At 72.8% G+C, this 15814-nt stretch carries 12 protein-coding genes and 1 pseudogene; 11 read left to right on the forward strand and 2 right to left on the reverse strand.

The features are described 5' to 3' along the window. Positions 1-1547: pseudogene (locus AB0F56_RS27310) on the forward strand (AfsR family transcriptional regulator); the annotation flags it as partial. Between the two features lie 17 nt (positions 1548-1564). Here AB0F56_RS27310 and AB0F56_RS27315 read toward each other — a convergent pair. After that, on the reverse strand, positions 1565-2434 hold the full coding sequence (locus tag AB0F56_RS27315; protein WP_362014170.1) for a siderophore-interacting protein: 870 nt from the start codon (positions 2432-2434) through the stop codon (positions 1565-1567). A gap of 195 nt (positions 2435-2629) precedes the next feature. Here AB0F56_RS27315 and AB0F56_RS27320 point away from each other — a divergent pair, with 195 nt between their 5' ends. From AB0F56_RS27320 to AB0F56_RS27365, 10 genes are all read left to right on the forward strand, one after another. Next, entirely contained in the window at positions 2630-2830 is a 201-nt protein-coding gene (locus AB0F56_RS27320; protein ID WP_361966323.1) for a hypothetical protein, read from the forward strand. A gap of 175 nt (positions 2831-3005) precedes the next feature. After that, positions 3006-4184, forward strand: coding sequence for an acyl-CoA dehydrogenase family protein (locus AB0F56_RS27325; RefSeq protein WP_362014172.1), 1179 nt, complete (start codon positions 3006-3008; stop codon positions 4182-4184). 78 nt (positions 4185-4262) lie between these two features. Next, complete coding sequence (locus tag AB0F56_RS27330) at positions 4263-4700, forward strand: glutaredoxin domain-containing protein (protein ID WP_362014173.1); 438 nt, start codon at positions 4263-4265, stop codon at positions 4698-4700. 104 nt (positions 4701-4804) lie between these two features. Then, positions 4805-5701, forward strand: coding sequence for an oxygenase MpaB family protein (locus AB0F56_RS27335; protein ID WP_362014174.1), 897 nt, complete (start codon positions 4805-4807; stop codon positions 5699-5701). Then, positions 5683-7920, forward strand: a complete 2238-nt coding sequence (locus tag AB0F56_RS27340; RefSeq protein ID WP_362014175.1) for a serine/threonine-protein kinase — start codon at positions 5683-5685, stop codon at positions 7918-7920. Before AB0F56_RS27335 ends, AB0F56_RS27340 begins: the two co-directional genes overlap by 19 nt. An 85-nt stretch (positions 7921-8005) precedes the next feature. After that, a complete protein-coding gene (locus AB0F56_RS27345; protein WP_362014177.1) occupies positions 8006-9544 on the forward strand; it encodes an NAD(P)/FAD-dependent oxidoreductase in 1539 nt (512 codons plus the stop codon). A gap of 168 nt (positions 9545-9712) precedes the next feature. Beyond that, positions 9713-10741: an L-threonine 3-dehydrogenase gene (gene tdh, locus AB0F56_RS27350; RefSeq protein WP_362014179.1), complete on the forward strand. Its 1029-nt coding sequence runs from the start codon at positions 9713-9715 to the stop codon at positions 10739-10741. 41 nt (positions 10742-10782) lie between these two features. Further along, positions 10783-11982, forward strand: coding sequence for a glycine C-acetyltransferase (locus AB0F56_RS27355; RefSeq protein ID WP_362014181.1), 1200 nt, complete (start codon positions 10783-10785; stop codon positions 11980-11982). A 4-nt stretch (positions 11983-11986) separates the two neighbouring features. After that, the gene (locus tag AB0F56_RS27360; protein WP_362014183.1) at positions 11987-12895 is read left to right on the forward strand and encodes a LysR family transcriptional regulator; all 909 of its coding nucleotides are present in this window, start codon (positions 11987-11989) and stop codon (positions 12893-12895) included. A gap of 124 nt (positions 12896-13019) precedes the next feature. Beyond that, complete coding sequence (locus AB0F56_RS27365; RefSeq protein WP_362014185.1) at positions 13020-13928, forward strand: proline iminopeptidase-family hydrolase; 909 nt, start codon at positions 13020-13022, stop codon at positions 13926-13928. 16 nt (positions 13929-13944) lie between these two features. Here the strand turns inward: AB0F56_RS27365 and AB0F56_RS27370 are convergent, their stop codons facing one another. Continuing rightward, a complete protein-coding gene (locus tag AB0F56_RS27370) occupies positions 13945-15744 on the reverse strand; it encodes a serine hydrolase (protein WP_362014187.1) in 1800 nt (599 codons plus the stop codon). Positions 15745-15814 lie beyond the last annotated feature (70 nt).

The raw sequence follows: 15814 nt of genomic DNA on the forward strand, positions 1-15814 counted from the left end.
AGGCCGGGGACCGGGCGGAGGCCGAGCGCCGGCATCTGGTCCACTATCGCGAGCTCGCCCGGCACGCCGACCCCGCGCTCCGCGGCGACGGCCAGCCGGTCTGGCTCAGGCGCCTCGAAACCGAGCACGGCAACGTGACCGCCGCCCTGCGGAACGCTGTGGACCTCGGCGCGGAGCAGGAGGCGCTCTGCCTCGTCCTGTCCATGAGCTGGTTCTGGCAGCTCCGTGCCCGGCAGGCCGACGCCCGCGTCTGGTCGCAGGCGGCGGCCGCCCTCGGCCCCGACCCGTTCGCCGCGCCCGTCCGACACGCCGTGCCCCTCGCCGACCGCTGCACCGACACACCGCCGCCCTGGTCCGAGGAGCAGCTGTGGGAGGCGCGCCGCGGGTGCCGGCTGCTCGTCCTCGCGTCCGAGGGCGGTGAGGGCGCCACCGCCCTCGAACGGCCCGAGACCCGCGCCCGCCTCGACGCCATCGTCTCCGCCTACCGTCCCGGCATGCCGCAGAACTGCCGCCAGCCGGGCACCATGTGGTTCTTCGCCCGCCTGATGACCGGCGAGTTCCACAGCCTCGACGAGACCCTCGACGCACTCCTCTCCGCCTGTCGCGCCGAAGGCCTCGACTGGGACCTCGCCTTCACCCACCTGCTGCGGGCCAAGCTCCTCGGCGACCGACCCGCCGACGCCGAAACCGCGCTCGCCCACTTCGAGCGGGTGCGGGACGCCTGGGGCATCGCCGAGTCCCGCTCCGCGCGCGGCGAGGCGTACGAACGATCGGGCCGCCTCGCCGAGGCCGCCACCGACTACGAGCAGGCGGCGCAGGCCGCCGCCGGGCTCGGCGCCCGCTCCCAGTCCACCGTGTTCACGGCCAGACTCGCCGCCGTACGACTGCGACTCCTGTCGACGGAGACGGACACGGAGGCAGAGACGGAGACGGATGAGGAGGCGGGCCTGGAGGCACGTGCTGCGGCCGAACGGCTCCTCGTCGAGGCCGCCGCCGACGCCTCCGCCGAGTCGAGCGGGGAACCCGTCAGCACGGCCCGGCTGCTCCTCGCCCAGCACTACGGACACACCGGGCGCACCACCCTCGCGCGGGAGCAGGTCGATCGCATGGAGGCGGAGTTCCGCGGCGACACTCCCGACCTCTTTCTCGGCGTGACCGGGGGCCTGCGCGGCTGGCTCGACTGCCTCGACGGCGCGTACGTCGACGCCGCCGACCGGCTGACCCGTGCCGTACGGGACGTGGAAGGCCTCGCCTACCTGGTCGCCCCGTACCTCGTCGTCGGCCTGTTCCCGACGGCGGCCTGGGCCCGGGCCGGACGCGGCGGCCCGCACGACGCCGAGGACGGCGCCCGCCTGCTCGGCGCGTACGACGTCCACCGAGGGGACGCCGGGGGGGCCGGTTTCCGCCCCTTCACCGAGCAGACCGAGTCGGCGGTACGGGCCCAGGCGGAGCGGGCGCTGCGCGCGGCCCTCGACGCGCCGACGTACGCGCGACGGTACGAGGAGGGCGCCACCCTCTCCGTACGGGAGGCGGCGGCCCTCGTCTGAAGCGCCGGACGCCCCCGTCAGCCCTCGGCCGCCGCCAACCGCTCCCGCGCCTCGGCGAAGTCCTCCGGCGTGGGCGCGTCGTCCTGGGTCAGGTGGCGGCGCCAGTACCCGGTGAAGTGCACGGCGCGCCGGTCGTAGCCGCGCTCCTCGACCAGGTGCCGCCGCAGCGCTCGTACGGCCCCGGCTTCCCCGGCCAGCCAGACGTAGGGCGTCCCGGGCGGCAGCGCCGCTCCGCGCACCGCGTCGGCCGGCGAGACGTCCCCGCGTAGCCAGTGCACGGTCAGATCGCCGGCTGTGTCGAGTGCCTGCTCCTCGGCCGCGTCGGTGACCTGCACGAAGGCGAGGGCCCGGTGGCCGGGCGGGAGCGCCTCGGCGACGGTCGCGAGCGCGGGGAGCGAGCAGCCGTCCGCGGCAAGCAGCGTCCAGTCCGCCGCGCCGACGGTCACCGGCGTGGCGAAGTACGCCGACGGCCCGAACATGCCGAGCGTGTCGCCGGGCCGCGCGGCCCGCGCCCAGCGCGTCGCGGGACCTTCCTCCGTACGGTCGTCGTCGCCGTGCGGGTAGAAGTCGATGTCGACGGTCGTCGCGCCGGGATCGTGGGCCCGGATCGTATAGCTGCGCATCCAGGGCCGCTCGGCCTCCGGGATCGCGGCGTACGCCGCGTACCAGCGCATCACGTCAGCGGCCGGGTCCGGGGCGGGCAGCACGGGCTCGGACCGGCCGGGGCGCGGAAAGTACAGCTTCACCTGCTGGTCCGGCCCGTCGAGGTCGAGGTCGGCGAGGGAGTCGCCACCGAAGGTGACCCTGACGGAGCGAGGGGTGACCGGGCGGACGGCGACGACCCGGAGACGGCGGACGGGCAGGGTGGCGGGCGGGGAAGGGGGCATGCGGACTCCTGGCGATCGGTGGCGGGTGGTCGAGATCCGATGGTCGGATTCGGGGCCGACGGCTTCTCACCCTCCCCGCGCCCACCGACACCGGATCGACACGGAGCCGACACGGCGTCGCCGGTCCGGTGGCCCGGATGCGGTCCACGCCACCGGACACGAGAATGGCCGGTACCGGAAGAACGAGGAGGCGGCATGAACGCTGAGTCCGACAAGACATCTCCGGGGGAGAGCCCGACGCCCGACCGCCTCTTGCATGCCGGGTCGGAGGGCGAATACACGGCGGAGGACCTGATCCTGGCCTCCGGACGTGACGTGAATCCGAAGAGCCTCGCGTGGGCGGAGCGCCGCATGGCGGAGAAGGGGCGCGCCTCCCTGGACGAGCTCCTGCCCTGACCGCACCGACAGACCACAGACGATCATCCGACCGGACGCCCAGCCCACCGACAGCCTTGGCCCGGACTTCCCCCGCCGAGCCGGGGCTGTCGTGGGGCTTCCCCATTTATGGAACACGTTCTACCGTGGCCGCCATCGCGCGCACGGTACCCAGGACGCCGCCACGGGAGGCCCCATGCACCTCGAGTACACGCCCGCCCAGCACCGCCTGCGCGAGGAGCTGCGTGCGTACTTCGCCGAACTCGTCCCGGACGACGTCCACGCCCGCTACGCCGACCCCGCCGCGCAGAAGCGCTTCTACCGCGAGACCGTGCGCAGGCTCGGCGCCGAGGGCTGGCTCGGGGTCGGCTGGCCGGTCGAGTACGGGGGCCGGGGGCTCAGCCCCATGGAGCAGTTCATCTTCTTCGACGAGGCCGCCCAGGCGGGCGTTCCGCTGCCGCTGATGGCCCTGAACACCGTCGGCCCGACGATCATGCAGTTCGGCACCGACGAACAGAAGGCGTACTTCCTGCCCAAGATCCTCTCGGGCGAGATCGACTTCGCCATCGGCTACAGCGAGCCCGACGCCGGCACGGACCTCGCCGCGCTCAAGACGCGGGCGGTCAGGGACGGCGACGAGTACGTCGTGAACGGCCAGAAGATCTGGACGACCAACGGCGACACCGCCGACTGGGTCTGGCTCGCGGTCCGCACCGACCCGGACGCCCCCGCCCACAAGGGCATCACCATGCTCCTCGTCCCGACGAGCGACCCGGGCTACTCCTGCACCCTCATCAACACCCTCGCCTCGCACGACACCACCGCCAGCTACTACGAGAACGTCCGCGTCCCGGTCTCCCGCCGCGTCGGCGACGAGAACAAGGGCTGGCGGCTCATCACCAACCAGCTCAACCACGAGCGCGTGACCCTCGCCGCCCACGGCACGATGGCCATCCGGGCCCTCCACGACGTCCAGCGCTGGGCCGCCGACACCAAGCTCGCCGACGGCCGCAGGGTCATCGACCTCGGCTGGGTCCGCCGCAGCCTCGCTCGTACGCACGCCAGGCTCGACGCGATGAAACTCCTCAACTGGCAGATGGTGAACGCCGTCCACCACGGCACCCTCACCCCACAGGACGCCTCCGCGGTCAAGGTCTACGGCTCCGAAGCCCGCCGCGACGCCTACGCCTGGCTCATGGAGGTCGTCGGCTCTGCGGGCGCGCTGAAGGAGGGCTCGGCGGGCACGGTCCTGCACGGCGAACTCGAACGCGGCTACCGCTCGGCGGTCATCTTCACCTTCGGCGGCGGCAACAACGAGATCCAGCGGGAGATCATCTCCTGGATCGGCCTCGGGATGCCCCGCGTCCGCCGCTGAGGTGAGCGGATGTGGGCCGATGTGAGCCCGACAGGGCCGATGGGAGGGACATGTCGGCTCGCGACTAGCCTGCTCGTCATGACGCGCGTGTGGATCCTGCCCCTGCTGTTCGTGCTCGGCGGCTCGGCCGCCGCGACCGGGCTGCTCTTCAGCGGGAGTCCCGGCTCAGCCGCAGCAGTCCTGCTGGTGTTCGTGCTGCTCGCGGGTGTGAACTCGCCTCTGGTCTTCCCGAGGTCGATCAGTGCGCTCGAGGCGCAACGCCGCAGCGCGGCCGACGGCCGGCCGGTCGTCTACTGGCGGCCGGGCTGTACGTACTGTCTGCGCCTGCGCCTCCGACTGGGCACGAAGGCGCGCCAGTTGCACTGGGTCGACATCTGGCGCGACCCGGCCGGCGCCGAGGTGGTGAGGGCGGCGAACGACGGCAACGAGACCGTGCCGACGGTCGTCGTGGCGGGCCGGCCGCACACCAATCCCGCACCCGAGTGGGTGCGCGAGCAGGCTCGACCTGGCCGTTGAGGACGCGTCGGGACGAGTTTGTGGGCGCGACATACGTTCCTGGCGACGGACGAGCTTCGCGTTCCCCCGGGCCAAGCGTCCGCCGCGCGCCTAGCCTGAGCCGTATGAGGCAGGACCCCGACCCCGGGCTCTTCGGGCCCGACTCCGTGACCTGGCAGCTGCACGGCGACCCGGTGATGTGGATCGCCGGGGTCTGCGCGTTGTACCTGCAGGCGCTCCACCCCGTCGCCGTGCGCGGCGTGATGATCAACAGTGACTTCCGCCGTGACGCCTGGGGCCGGCTGCTGCGAACGGCCGACTTCGTCGGCACGATCAGCTACGGCACCACCGAGGCCGCCGAGGCGGCCGGCGCCCGCGTCCGGAAGATCCACCGGCTCCTCGGAGTCGACGACCCCGAGCTCCTCCTCTGGGTGCACTGCGCCGAGGTCGACTCGTACCTCTCCGTCGTCCGCCGTTCCGGCATCGCCCTCACCGATGCCCAGGCGGACCGCTACATCGACGAACACCGTGTCTCCGCCCGGCTCGTCGGGCTCGACCCGGACTCCGTGCCCGCCACCGCCGACGAGCTCGCCGCCTACTTCGACGGCGTACGGCCGCGACTCGCCGCCGGAGCCGACGCCCACACCGTCGACACGTTCCTGAGGCGCCCGCCCGTCAACCCCGCCCTCGTACCGGCGCGCGAGATCATCTGGCGGCGCGTGGTGTCACTCGCGTACAACTGCCTGCCCCACTACGCCCACGAGCTGTACGGCAGGCCCGCGCCGCCGCCCGAGACCGTCACGTACCAGCTCACCGCGACGGCCAATCTGCTGCGTTCGATACCGGCCGGGCTCCGCTGGCGGCTGCCGCCAGGTCACATTCTGAACGCGATGTCCCGCCTCGGCCCCGACGCGCGTCCCGCCCCGTACAAACTCCGCAATCAGGCGGCCATACTGGACGGGCCGGGGAGGGCGCGAAGAGCATACGGGGGCGACAGCACGCGATGGCGGAAACCAGGCTGATCCAGGGCCGGTACCGGCTGCACGACGTGATCGGGCGCGGCGGTATGGGCGAGGTGTGGCGGGCCACCGACGAGTCGCTCGGCCGCCGGGTCGCGGTCAAGTGCCTCAAACCGCTCGGGCCCCAGCGGGACGCGCACTTCGTGACGGTGCTGAGGGAACGGTTCCGGCGCGAGGCCCGGGTCGCCGCCTCCCTCCAGCACCGCGGAGTCACCGTCGTCCACGACTTCGGCGAGTACGACGGGGTGCTCTTCCTCGTCATGGAGCTGCTGGAGGGGCAGAACCTCAGTCAGCTCATGGAGGAGAACAAGCAGCACCCGCTCCCCGTGCACGACGTCGTGGACATCGCCGAGCAGGTCGCCGACGCCCTCGCCTACACGCACCGCCAGGGCATCGTCCACCGCGACCTCAAGCCCGCCAACATCATGCGGCTGGGCGACGGCGCCGTGAAGATCTGCGACTTCGGGATCGCGCGCCTCGGCGACAACATCGGCTACACCTCGCAGCTCACCGGCACCGGCATCGCCATGGGCACCCCGCACTACATGTCGCCCGAGCAGATCAGCGGCGGCCAGGTCGACCACCGCAGCGACCTGTACTCGCTGGGCTGCGTGCTGTACGAGATCGCCACCGGAGCCCCGCCCTTCGACCTGGAGGACGCCTGGGCCGTCCTCGTCGGCCACCGCGACACCCCGCCCGAGCCGCTGCGGACCCATCGGGCCGAACTGCCGGACTACCTCGACCGGATCGTGCTCGACCTCCTCGCCAAGACCCCCGACGGCCGGCCCGACGACGCGGGCGTCCTGCGGCGCAGGATCATCTCGGCCCGCGCCGGAGAAGGGCCCGGCTCCGCCGCGTTCCCTCCCGCCCGGGTGCCCGCCGACGGGGTGTCCCTCCGACTGCCTTCCTGGGCGCGCCAGATGACCGCCGGGCACCGCGTGGTCGGCGATCCCACCGCGACGCGCGCGGCTGCGTACGACCCGGCCACCGAGCTCACGGGGGAGTGGACGACCGCGTCCCGCGTGGTTCCGCCGCGCTCCCCGGACGGCCAGGAGCGGGCCACCGCGCCGCCGGAGCTCCTCGCCGTCCTCGCCGGACGCCACCGGGCCGGACTCGGCCTCGGCCGGCTCGGCCGCTGGGAGGAGGCCGAGGACGTGCACCGGTCCGTCGTCGAGGACCGCCGCCGCGTCCTCGGCCCCGACCACCCCGACACCCTCGCCAGCCGGTACGAACTCGGCTTCACGCTCAGCAGGCTCGCGCGCCCCGCCGACGCCCTGCACGAGTTCGTCCTGGTCGCCGAGGCGCGTGAGCGGGTCCTCGGCGCGGACCACCCCGACACGCTGGCCGCCCGCCAGGAGACCGCGTACGTCCTCGGCAGGCTCGGGCGGCACGTCGAGGCGCACCAGGTGTACGTGAACGTGCTCGCCGCCCGCGAGCGCACCATGGGCGCCGACCATCCCGACACCCTGCGCTGTCGCCACAACCTGGCCTTCAACCTGGGGCGCCTCGGACGCCGGGAGGACGCGTACCGGATGGCCACGGAGGTGGCGGAGGCGCGCGGCAGGCTGCTGGGCCAGGACCACCCCGACACCCTGGTGACCCGGTACGAAGTCGCTTACGACCTGGGTCAGTTGGAGCGCTGGTCGGAGGCCCTCGCCACCTACCGCGAGGTCGCCGCCGCGCGCTCCGACGTCCTCGGCCCCGATCACCGCGACACGCTCGCCACCCGCTACGAGGTCGGCATCTGCCTCGGCCGGCTCGGCCGGAGCGGCGACGCCCTCGACCTCTACCGCGACCTGGTGGCCGCCCGCACCCGGGTCCTCGGCCCCGACGACCCCGAGACACTGCGCGCCCGCCACGGCCTGGGCGTCAACCTCGGGCGGCTCTCGCGCTGGGAGGAGGCCGTCGCGGAGGCCCGTGAGGTGTGCGCGATCCGGGAGCGCGTCCTGGGCGCAGACCACCCGGACACGCTCGTCAGCCGCCGCGAGATCGCCGTCGGCCTGGGCTGGCTCGCGCGCTGGCCCGACGCCCTCGCCTTCTACCGCCAGGTCGCCGAGGCCCGCGCCCGCACTCTCGGACCCGAGCACCACGACACGCTGGCGGCCCGCCACGACGAGGCCCACTGCCTCGAACGGCTCGGCCGCCACACCGAGGCCGCCGAGCTGTACCGCCGCGCGGCCGCCCTGCGCGGCGGCACGGACGCTCCCGCGCCCCGGGCCTGAGCCGGCCGCCCGTACACCAGAGTCCTGAGCGGGCCGCGTGCTCCCGCGGGGTTCCCCCGGCGATCTTCGCGTGTTAGCAAGAGACATGACCGCACAGCGCTCGTACGACGCCGTCATCGTCGGCGGTGGCCACAACGGACTCGTCGCCGCCGCCTACCTGGCCCGGGCCGGACGTACCGTCCTCGTCCTGGAACGCCTCGGGACCACCGGCGGCGCCGCCGTCTCCACCCGGCCCTTCGCCGGTGTCGACGCCCGGCTCTCCCGGTACTCCTACCTCGTCTCGCTCCTGCCGCCGAAGATCGTGCGCGAGCTGGGGCTGAGCTTCGCGGTGCGGAAACGGTCCATCTCCTCGTACACCCCGAAGGGAGACGGCGGGCTTCTCGTCGGCGGGGGAGCGGACCGCACCCGCGCCTCCTTCGCGGCCGTCACCGGTTCCGACCGCGAGTACGAGGCATGGCAGGGCTTCTACGCCCGTACGGCCCAGGTCGCCGAGCGGGTCTTCCCCACGCTCACGGAGCCGCTGCCCACCCGCGAGGAGCTCCGCTCCCGCGTCGACGACGAGGCCTCCTGGCGGATGCTCTTCGAGCAGCCGATCGGCGCGGCCGTCGAGGAGACCTTCGCCGACGACCTGGTCCGGGGCGTCGTCCTCACCGACGCCCTGATCGGCACCTTCGCCGACGCCCACGACCCCTCGCTGCTCCAGAACCGCTGCTTCCTCTACCACGTCATCGGTGGCGGCACCGGCGACTGGGACGTCCCCGTGGGTGGCATGGGCGCGCTCACCGACGCCCTCGCGGACGCCGCCCGCGCGGCGGGCGCGGAGATCCGTACCGGTCACGAGGCCGTCCGGATCGAGACCGACGGCGCCCGCGCCGAGGTCACCTACCGCACGGCGGACGGGGAAGGCGTGGTCGCGGCCGGGCAGGTCCTCGTCAACGCCTCGCCGCAGGCCCTCGCCGAGCTACTCGGAGAGAAGCCCCCGCCGCCCGCCGAAGGCGCCCAGCTCAAGGTCAACATGCTGCTGACCCGGCTGCCGCGGCTCCGAGACCGTTCCGTCGACCCGCGCGAGGCGTTCGCCGGGACCTTCCACATCGCCGAGGGATACGGCCAGTTGGCCACCGCGTACGCCGAGGCGGCAGCGGGCCGGCTGCCCACCGCGCCGCCCTCCGAGATCTACTGCCACTCGCTGACCGACCCGAGCATCCTCGGCCCGGAACTCGCCGGCCAGGGCTACCAGACGCTCACGCTCTTCGGGCTGCACACCCCGGCCCGGCTGTTCGCCGCCGACAACGACGGCGCCCGCGCCGCCCTCCTCAAGGCGACCCTCGCCGAACTCGACGCCGTCCTCGACGAGCCGCTCGCCGACTGTCTCGCCCTCGACGCCGACGGCAGGCCCTGCATCGAGGCGAAGACCCCGCTCGACCTCGAACGCGACCTGCGGCTGCCCGGCGGCCACATCTTCCACCGCGACCTCTCCTTCCCCTACGGGGAAGAGGGCACCGGCCGCTGGGGCGTCGAGACCGGCCACGCCAACGTGCTGCTCTGCGGCGCGGGGGCCGTCCGGGGCGGCGGGGTCAGCGGCATCCCCGGCCACAACGCGGCGATGGCGGCGCTCGGACGGTAACGGGCAGGCCTTCCCCGACCAGGCGTGAAGCTCACCTGTGGCGGTGCTTAAGAAAACCTCGATGGACCGCGAGGCTGACGTAGGGAAGATTTCCCTTGAGGGATCTTGGGCACGGAACCGTGCCCGGACCCCGAAGGTCACAGGACACGCACGTCGGGAGCCAGGACATTGAAGGCGCTGGTCAAGCACAAGGCAGAACCCGGACTCTGGCTCATGGACGTGCCGGAGCCGGAGATCGGCGCCGGAGACGTACTGATCAAGGTCAAGCGGACCGGCATCTGCGGGACCGATCTCCACATCCGCTCCTGGGACGGCTGGGCCCAGAAGACCATCGCCACGCCGCTGACCCTCGGCCACGAGTTCGTCGGCGAGGTCGTCGAGACCGGCCGTGACGTCGTGGACATCGCGATCGGCGACCTGGTCAGCGGCGAGGGCCACCTCGTCTGCGGCAAGTGCCGCAACTGTCTGGCCGGCCGCCGCCACCTCTGCCGCGCCACGGTCGGCCTGGGCGTCGGCCGCGACGGCGCGTTCGCCGAGTACGTCGCCCTGCCCGCGTCCAACGTCTGGGTGCACCGCGTCGAGGTCGACCTCGACGTCGCCGCGATCTTCGACCCGTTCGGCAACGCCGTGCACACCGCGCTCTCCTTCCCGCTCGTCGGCGAGGACGTCCTCGTCACGGGCGCGGGCCCGATCGGCATCATGGCCGCCGCGGTCGCCAAGCACGCCGGCGCGCGCCACGTCGTCATCACCGACGTCAGCGAGGAGCGGCTGGACCTCGCGCGCAAGGCGGGCGTCTCGCTCGCGCTGAACGTCGCCGAGCAGACGATCGCCGACGGCCAGCGCACGCTGGGCCTCAAGGAGGGCTTCGACGTCGGCCTGGAGATGTCCGGCAACCCGCGCGCGATGCGCGACATGGTCGCGAACATGACCAACGGCGGCAAGATCGCCATGCTCGGCCTGCCCGCCGAGGACTTCGCCGTCGACTGGGCGAAGATCGTGACCTCCATGATCACCATCAAGGGCATCTACGGCCGAGAGATGTTCGAGACCTGGTACGCGATGTCCGTCCTCCTGGAGGGTGGCCTCGACCTCGCCCCGGTGATCACCGGCCGCTACGCCTTCACCGACTTCGAGGCCGCCTTCGACGACGCCGCGTCCGGCAAGGGCGGCAAGGTCATCCTCGACTGGACCGTCTGATCACCCCTCTCCTCGCGTCCGATCTTCTCTAAGGAACCCACATGTTCGACTCCGTACGCGACGACGTCCGCACCACCCTCGACGAGATCCGCGCCGCCGGTCTGCACAAGCCCGAGCGCGTCATCGGCACCCCCCAGTCCGCGACGGTGGCCGTCACCGCCGGCGGGCAGCCCGGCGAGGTGCTGAACTTCTGTGCGAACAACTACCTCGGCCTGGCCGACCACCCCGAGGTGATCGCCGCCGCCCACGAGGCGCTGGACCGCTGGGGCTACGGCATGGCGTCCGTGCGCTTCATCTGCGGTACGCAGGAGGTGCACAAGGAGCTGGAGGCGCGGCTGTCCTCCTTCCTCGGCCAGGAGGACACGATCCTCTACTCCTCCTGCTTCGACGCCAACGGCGGTGTCTTCGAGACGCTCCTCGGCGCCGAGGACGCCGTCATCTCCGACGCCCTCAACCACGCCTCGATCATCGACGGCATCCGGCTCTCCAAGGCCCGCCGCGTCCGCTACGCCAACCGCGACATGGCCGACCTGGAGCAGCAGCTCAAGGAGGCCACCGAGGGCGGCGCGCGCCGCAAGCTGATCGTCACCGACGGCGTCTTCTCCATGGACGGCTACGTCGCCCCGCTCGGCGAGATCTGCGACCTGGCCGAGCGCTACGACGCCATGGTCATGGTCGACGACTCGCACGCCGTCGGCTTCGTCGGCCCCGGCGGGCGCGGCACCCCCGAGCTGCACGGCGTCATGGACCGCGTCGACATCATCACCGGCACGCTCGGCAAGGCGCTCGGCGGCGCCTCCGGCGGCTACGTCGCCGCCCGCGCCGAGATCGTCGCCCTGCTGCGCCAGCGCTCCCGCCCGTACCTCTTCTCCAACACCCTCGCCCCGGTCATCGCCGCCGCCTCGCTCAAGGTCCTCGACCTGCTCGAGTCCGCCGGCGACCTGCGCGAGCGGCTGCGCGCCAACACCGAGCTCTTCCGTACCCGGATGACCGCCGAGGGCTTCGACATCCTCCCCGGCGACCACGCCATCGCGCCCGTCATGATCGGCGACGCGTCGGAGGCCGGGCGCATGGCGGAGCTGCTCCTGGAGCGCGGTGTGTACGTGATCGGCTTCTCGTACCCCGTCGTACCGCAGGGCCAGGCCCGCATCCGCGTCCAGCTCTCGGCCGCGCATTCGTCCGATGATGTGAACCGGGCTGTGGACGCGTTCGTCGACGCGCGCGCCGCCCTGCGAGACTAGGGGAATGATCGAAGCGCGGCGGCTGCACATCCTCCGAGCGGTGGCCGACCACCGCACGGTCACGGCGGCTGCCGCCGCGCTCTATCTGACCCCCTCCGCCGTATCGCAGCAGCTCGCCGCCCTGGAGCAGGAGACCGGCCACCGGCTGGTCGAGCGCAGCGCCCGGGGCGCGCGGCTCACCCCGGCCGGCGAGATCCTGCTCAGCCACGCCAACGCGGTCCTCGCCCAGCTGGAGCGCGCCGAGTCCGAGCTCGCCGCGTACGGCTCCGGCGAGGCCGGCACGGTCACGGTGGCAGCCTTCGCCACCGGCATCGGCCTGGTCGTCGCCCCCGCCATCACCGGCCTCGCCCGCACCGCGCCCGGCATCCGGGTCCGCGTGCGGGACGCCGAGGGTGACGAGAGCCTGCTCATGGTCCTGGACCGCCAGGTCGACGTGGCCGTGGCCGTCGAGTACCGGGGCGCCCCCGGCGAGGACGACGCCCGGCTCACCCGCGTACCGCTCTACGCGGAGCCCTTCGACGCCGTCCTGCCGCCCGGGCACCCGCTCGCGGCCGGCGACCGGGTGGCCCTCGCGGCTCTCGCCAAGGACGCCTGGATCGGCCAGTCCGCGGGCAACCCCTGCCATGACGTGACCGTCCTGGCTTGCGAGTACGCCGGATTCGCGCCCCGCCTCGAGCACTCCTCCGACGATTTCCGCGCCGTTGTCGCCCTCGCCTCGGCGGGGGCGGGCGTGGCGCTCGTGCCGCGTTCGGCGCTCAGCGGCATGGCCCTCGACGCCGCGGCGATCCGGCCGGTCGACGGCGTGGCTCCCACCCGCCGGGTCTTCGCCGCGGTACGGCGCGGAGCCGAGGAACACCCCCTGATCAGCCCGGTGCTCGACGCCCTGCGCGCGGCCGCGGTATCGGAAGGCTGACCGCCGCCACCCGGGGCGCTCGCCCACATCGGCCGCAGGTGCCGGGCGGCGGACCATCGCGTGGCGCGGCCGTCCGGGGCCTGCCCATGATGGGAGGGCATGCCGGATCCCCCCAGGAGGCGCCATGGCAGTCACCGAAGGCACCGTGCCGTTCCGCGGCTTCCACACCTGGTACCAGGTGTGCGGCAGGCTTCCCGGTCCTGACGGGAAGCTGCCGCTCCTTGTCGTGCACGGCGGCCCCGGCCTGCCGCACGACTATCTGGAGGACCTCGCGGCCCTCGCCGCGGACGACGGGCGCGCCGTCGTCTTCTACGACCAGCTCGGCTGCGGCAAGTCCGACCAGCCGGAGGGTCCGGCCCTGTGGACGCTGGAGACGTTCGTGGCGGAGATCGACGCCGTACGGCAGGGGCTCGGGCTCGACCGCCTCCATCTGCTCGGCCACTCCTGGGGCGCCCAGGTGGCGCTCGCGTACATGCTCGGCAGGCCGTCCGGCGTGGCCGGCCTCGTCCTGGCGGGCATCATCGCCGACGCACCCTCCTACGCCGCCGAGACACGACGGCTGAAGGACTCCCTGCCCGCGGCGGAGCGCGAGGTCATCGACCGGTGCGAGGCGGAGGGGACGACCGACGACGACGCCTATCTGGGCGCGACCATGTCCTTCTACCAACGCTGGCTCTGTCGCCTGGACCCTTGGCCCGAACACCTCGTCCGCTCCGTCCTCACCATGCGGGAGGACGTGAACGCGGCGCTGTGGGGCCCGGAGTGGAACATCACGGGCAGCCTGAAGGACTGGAGCGTCCTCGACCGCCTGGGCGAGATCGACCTGCCCGTCCTGGTGACCTCCGGCCGCTACGACATGGTGACCCCCGACGTGATCCGCCCCGTGGCGGAGGGCATCGAGGGCGCCGAGTGGGCGCTCTTCGAGAAGAGCGCCCACATGCCCTCCGCCGAGGAGCCGGACCTCTACCGTCAGGTGGTCGAGGACTTCCTCTCCCGGGTGGAGGGGCGACGGGCGGAGGCGACGGGCGGGTGAGGGCCCCGTGGACGGGTCAGTCCGACGACCTGGTCCACCCCACCGCCTCGATCAGGGACCCGTCCGTCGGCCGGGCCTCCTCGAACACCGGGCGCCCGGAGGCGTCCAGGACCCGCAGGCCGTCCACGTACACCCCGCGTCCGACGTAGAGCCTGTCCGTCGTGTACCGCCAGCGCAGGCGTACGGCGGCGGAGTTCCAGGCCGTCAGGTCGGCGACCGCCTCGTGCCAGACGCGCCCGGACCAGCCGCTCACCGAGCCCGCCGGACGCTCCTGCGGCCCCTGCCCCTTCCGTACGGTGCTGAACGGCACCGGACCCCAGGTCCCGCCGCCGTCGGTCGACGCCTCCAGGAAGGCGGCGTCCGCGCCCGGTTCGGTGTCCCACCACAGCGCGCACTCCAGGCGCCCCGTGCCGCTGAGCGGCGGCAGCGTCAGCGTGGCCGTCGTCGCGCTCGCCATCCCCGAGAACCAGGAGGTCCGACCGTGTGCCGGACGGACCGGGACGGCGCGGGCCAGGTTGTTCGCCGCGGCGACGCGGGGTGCGGAGCCGGAGCGCCAGGTGCGGACCGGGTGGACGGAGTTGCCGAGGACGACGAGGAACGCGTCGGTCGTCGGGTCCAGGACCAGACTCGTCCCGGTGAAGCCGGTGTGGCCCGCCGTACGGGGGGTGGCCATCGCGCCCATGTACCAGTGCTGGTGGAGCTCGAAGCCGAGGCCGTGTTCGTCGCCGGGGAAGGCCGTGTTGAAGTCCGTGAACATCAGCTCCACGGACTCGGGGGAGAGGATCCGGGCGTGGCCGTACGCCCCGCCGTTGAGGAGCGTCCGGGCGAGCACGGCGAGGTCCCAGGCGCAGGAGAAGACCCCGGCGTGGCCGGCGATCCCGCCGAGGCTGTGCGCGTTCTCGTCGTGGACCTCTCCCCAGACCATGCCCCGGTCGAGGCCGGACCAGGGGAGCCGGGAGTCCTCCGTCGCCGCGATCTTCGGCTTCCAGGAGAGCGGGGGGTTGAAACGCGTGCGGTGCATCCCGAGCGGATCAGTGATCTCGGTTCGGAGCAGTACGTCAAGAGTGCGACCGGTGATCTCCTCCAGGATCAGTTGAAGGGAGATCAGATTCAGATCGGAGTAGAGGTACTTGGTGCCGGGCGGACTCGGCAGCGTCTCGTTCCACAGCAGTCGCAGCTTCCCCTCCCGCGTCGGCTCCTTGAACAGCGGGATCCACGCCCGGAACCCGGAGGTGTGCGTGAGCAGCTGACGGACCGTGACATCCTGCTTCCCGCCGCCCTCGAACTCCGGCAGATACGCCGTGACCTTCGCCTCGAGCTCCAGCGCCCCGCGCTCGATCTGCTGCACCGCCAGGATCGAGGTGAAGAGCTTCGACACGGACGCCAGGTCGAAGACCGTGTCCCGCTCCATCGCGATCTGCTGCTCCGCGGGCAGCTCGATCCCGCTGTCCGTCATCTCGTCGTACCCCGCGTACCGCACCGCCGCGCCGATCGGCCGGTGCAACGCGACCGTTCCTCCCCGGCCTGCCAGCAGGACCGCACCCGCGTACCACGGGTGCTTCGGGGCGGGCCCCAGGAACGCCTCGGCGTCGGCGACCAGCCGGTCGAGGTGCGCGGGCAGCAGCCCGGCGCGCTCGGCGGACCCGTGCCGCAGTGTCGTCCGCCCGCCTCCGGGCACGGAGGCCGCGGCCGCCCCCGGGATCGAGCCGACCATCACCGCACCTCCCAGGGCGAGCAGTCGGCCGCCGAACGACCGGCGGCTGAGTCCCCGACCCGCCGCGTTCCGTCCCGGCCCACCTGCCGATTCCTCCGTCATCCCTACCCTCTCCCATGCCACTGAAAGAATTCTTCGGCCACACGCGCAACGCCTGAAACTTTCTTACCGG

It is taken from the genome of Streptomyces sp. NPDC026092, from assembly GCF_040638605.1.
Classification (GTDB): Bacteria; Actinomycetota; Actinomycetes; order Streptomycetales; family Streptomycetaceae; genus Streptomyces.

What these genes read in the sequence shown, in the direction of transcription:
- AB0F56_RS27315 (WP_362014170.1), bottom strand. Translation starts at nt 2,434, where the DNA reads ATGCCCCCTTCCCCGCCCGCCACCCTGCCCGTCCGCCGTCTCCGGGTC.
- AB0F56_RS27320 (WP_361966323.1), top strand. Translation starts at nt 2,630, where the DNA reads ATGAACGCTGAGTCCGACAAGACATCTCCGGGGGAGAGCCCGACGCCC.
- AB0F56_RS27325 (WP_362014172.1), top strand. Translation starts at nt 3,006, where the DNA reads ATGCACCTCGAGTACACGCCCGCCCAGCACCGCCTGCGCGAGGAGCTG.
- AB0F56_RS27330 (WP_362014173.1), top strand. Translation starts at nt 4,263, where the DNA reads ATGACGCGCGTGTGGATCCTGCCCCTGCTGTTCGTGCTCGGCGGCTCG.
- AB0F56_RS27335 (WP_362014174.1), top strand. Translation starts at nt 4,805, where the DNA reads ATGAGGCAGGACCCCGACCCCGGGCTCTTCGGGCCCGACTCCGTGACC.
- AB0F56_RS27340 (WP_362014175.1), top strand. Translation starts at nt 5,683, where the DNA reads ATGGCGGAAACCAGGCTGATCCAGGGCCGGTACCGGCTGCACGACGTG.
- AB0F56_RS27345 (WP_362014177.1), top strand. Translation starts at nt 8,006, where the DNA reads ATGACCGCACAGCGCTCGTACGACGCCGTCATCGTCGGCGGTGGCCAC.
- AB0F56_RS27355 (WP_362014181.1), top strand. Translation starts at nt 10,783, where the DNA reads ATGTTCGACTCCGTACGCGACGACGTCCGCACCACCCTCGACGAGATC.
- AB0F56_RS27360 (WP_362014183.1), top strand. Translation starts at nt 11,987, where the DNA reads ATGATCGAAGCGCGGCGGCTGCACATCCTCCGAGCGGTGGCCGACCAC.
- AB0F56_RS27365 (WP_362014185.1), top strand. Translation starts at nt 13,020, where the DNA reads ATGGCAGTCACCGAAGGCACCGTGCCGTTCCGCGGCTTCCACACCTGG.
- AB0F56_RS27370 (WP_362014187.1), bottom strand. Translation starts at nt 15,744, where the DNA reads ATGACGGAGGAATCGGCAGGTGGGCCGGGACGGAACGCGGCGGGTCGG.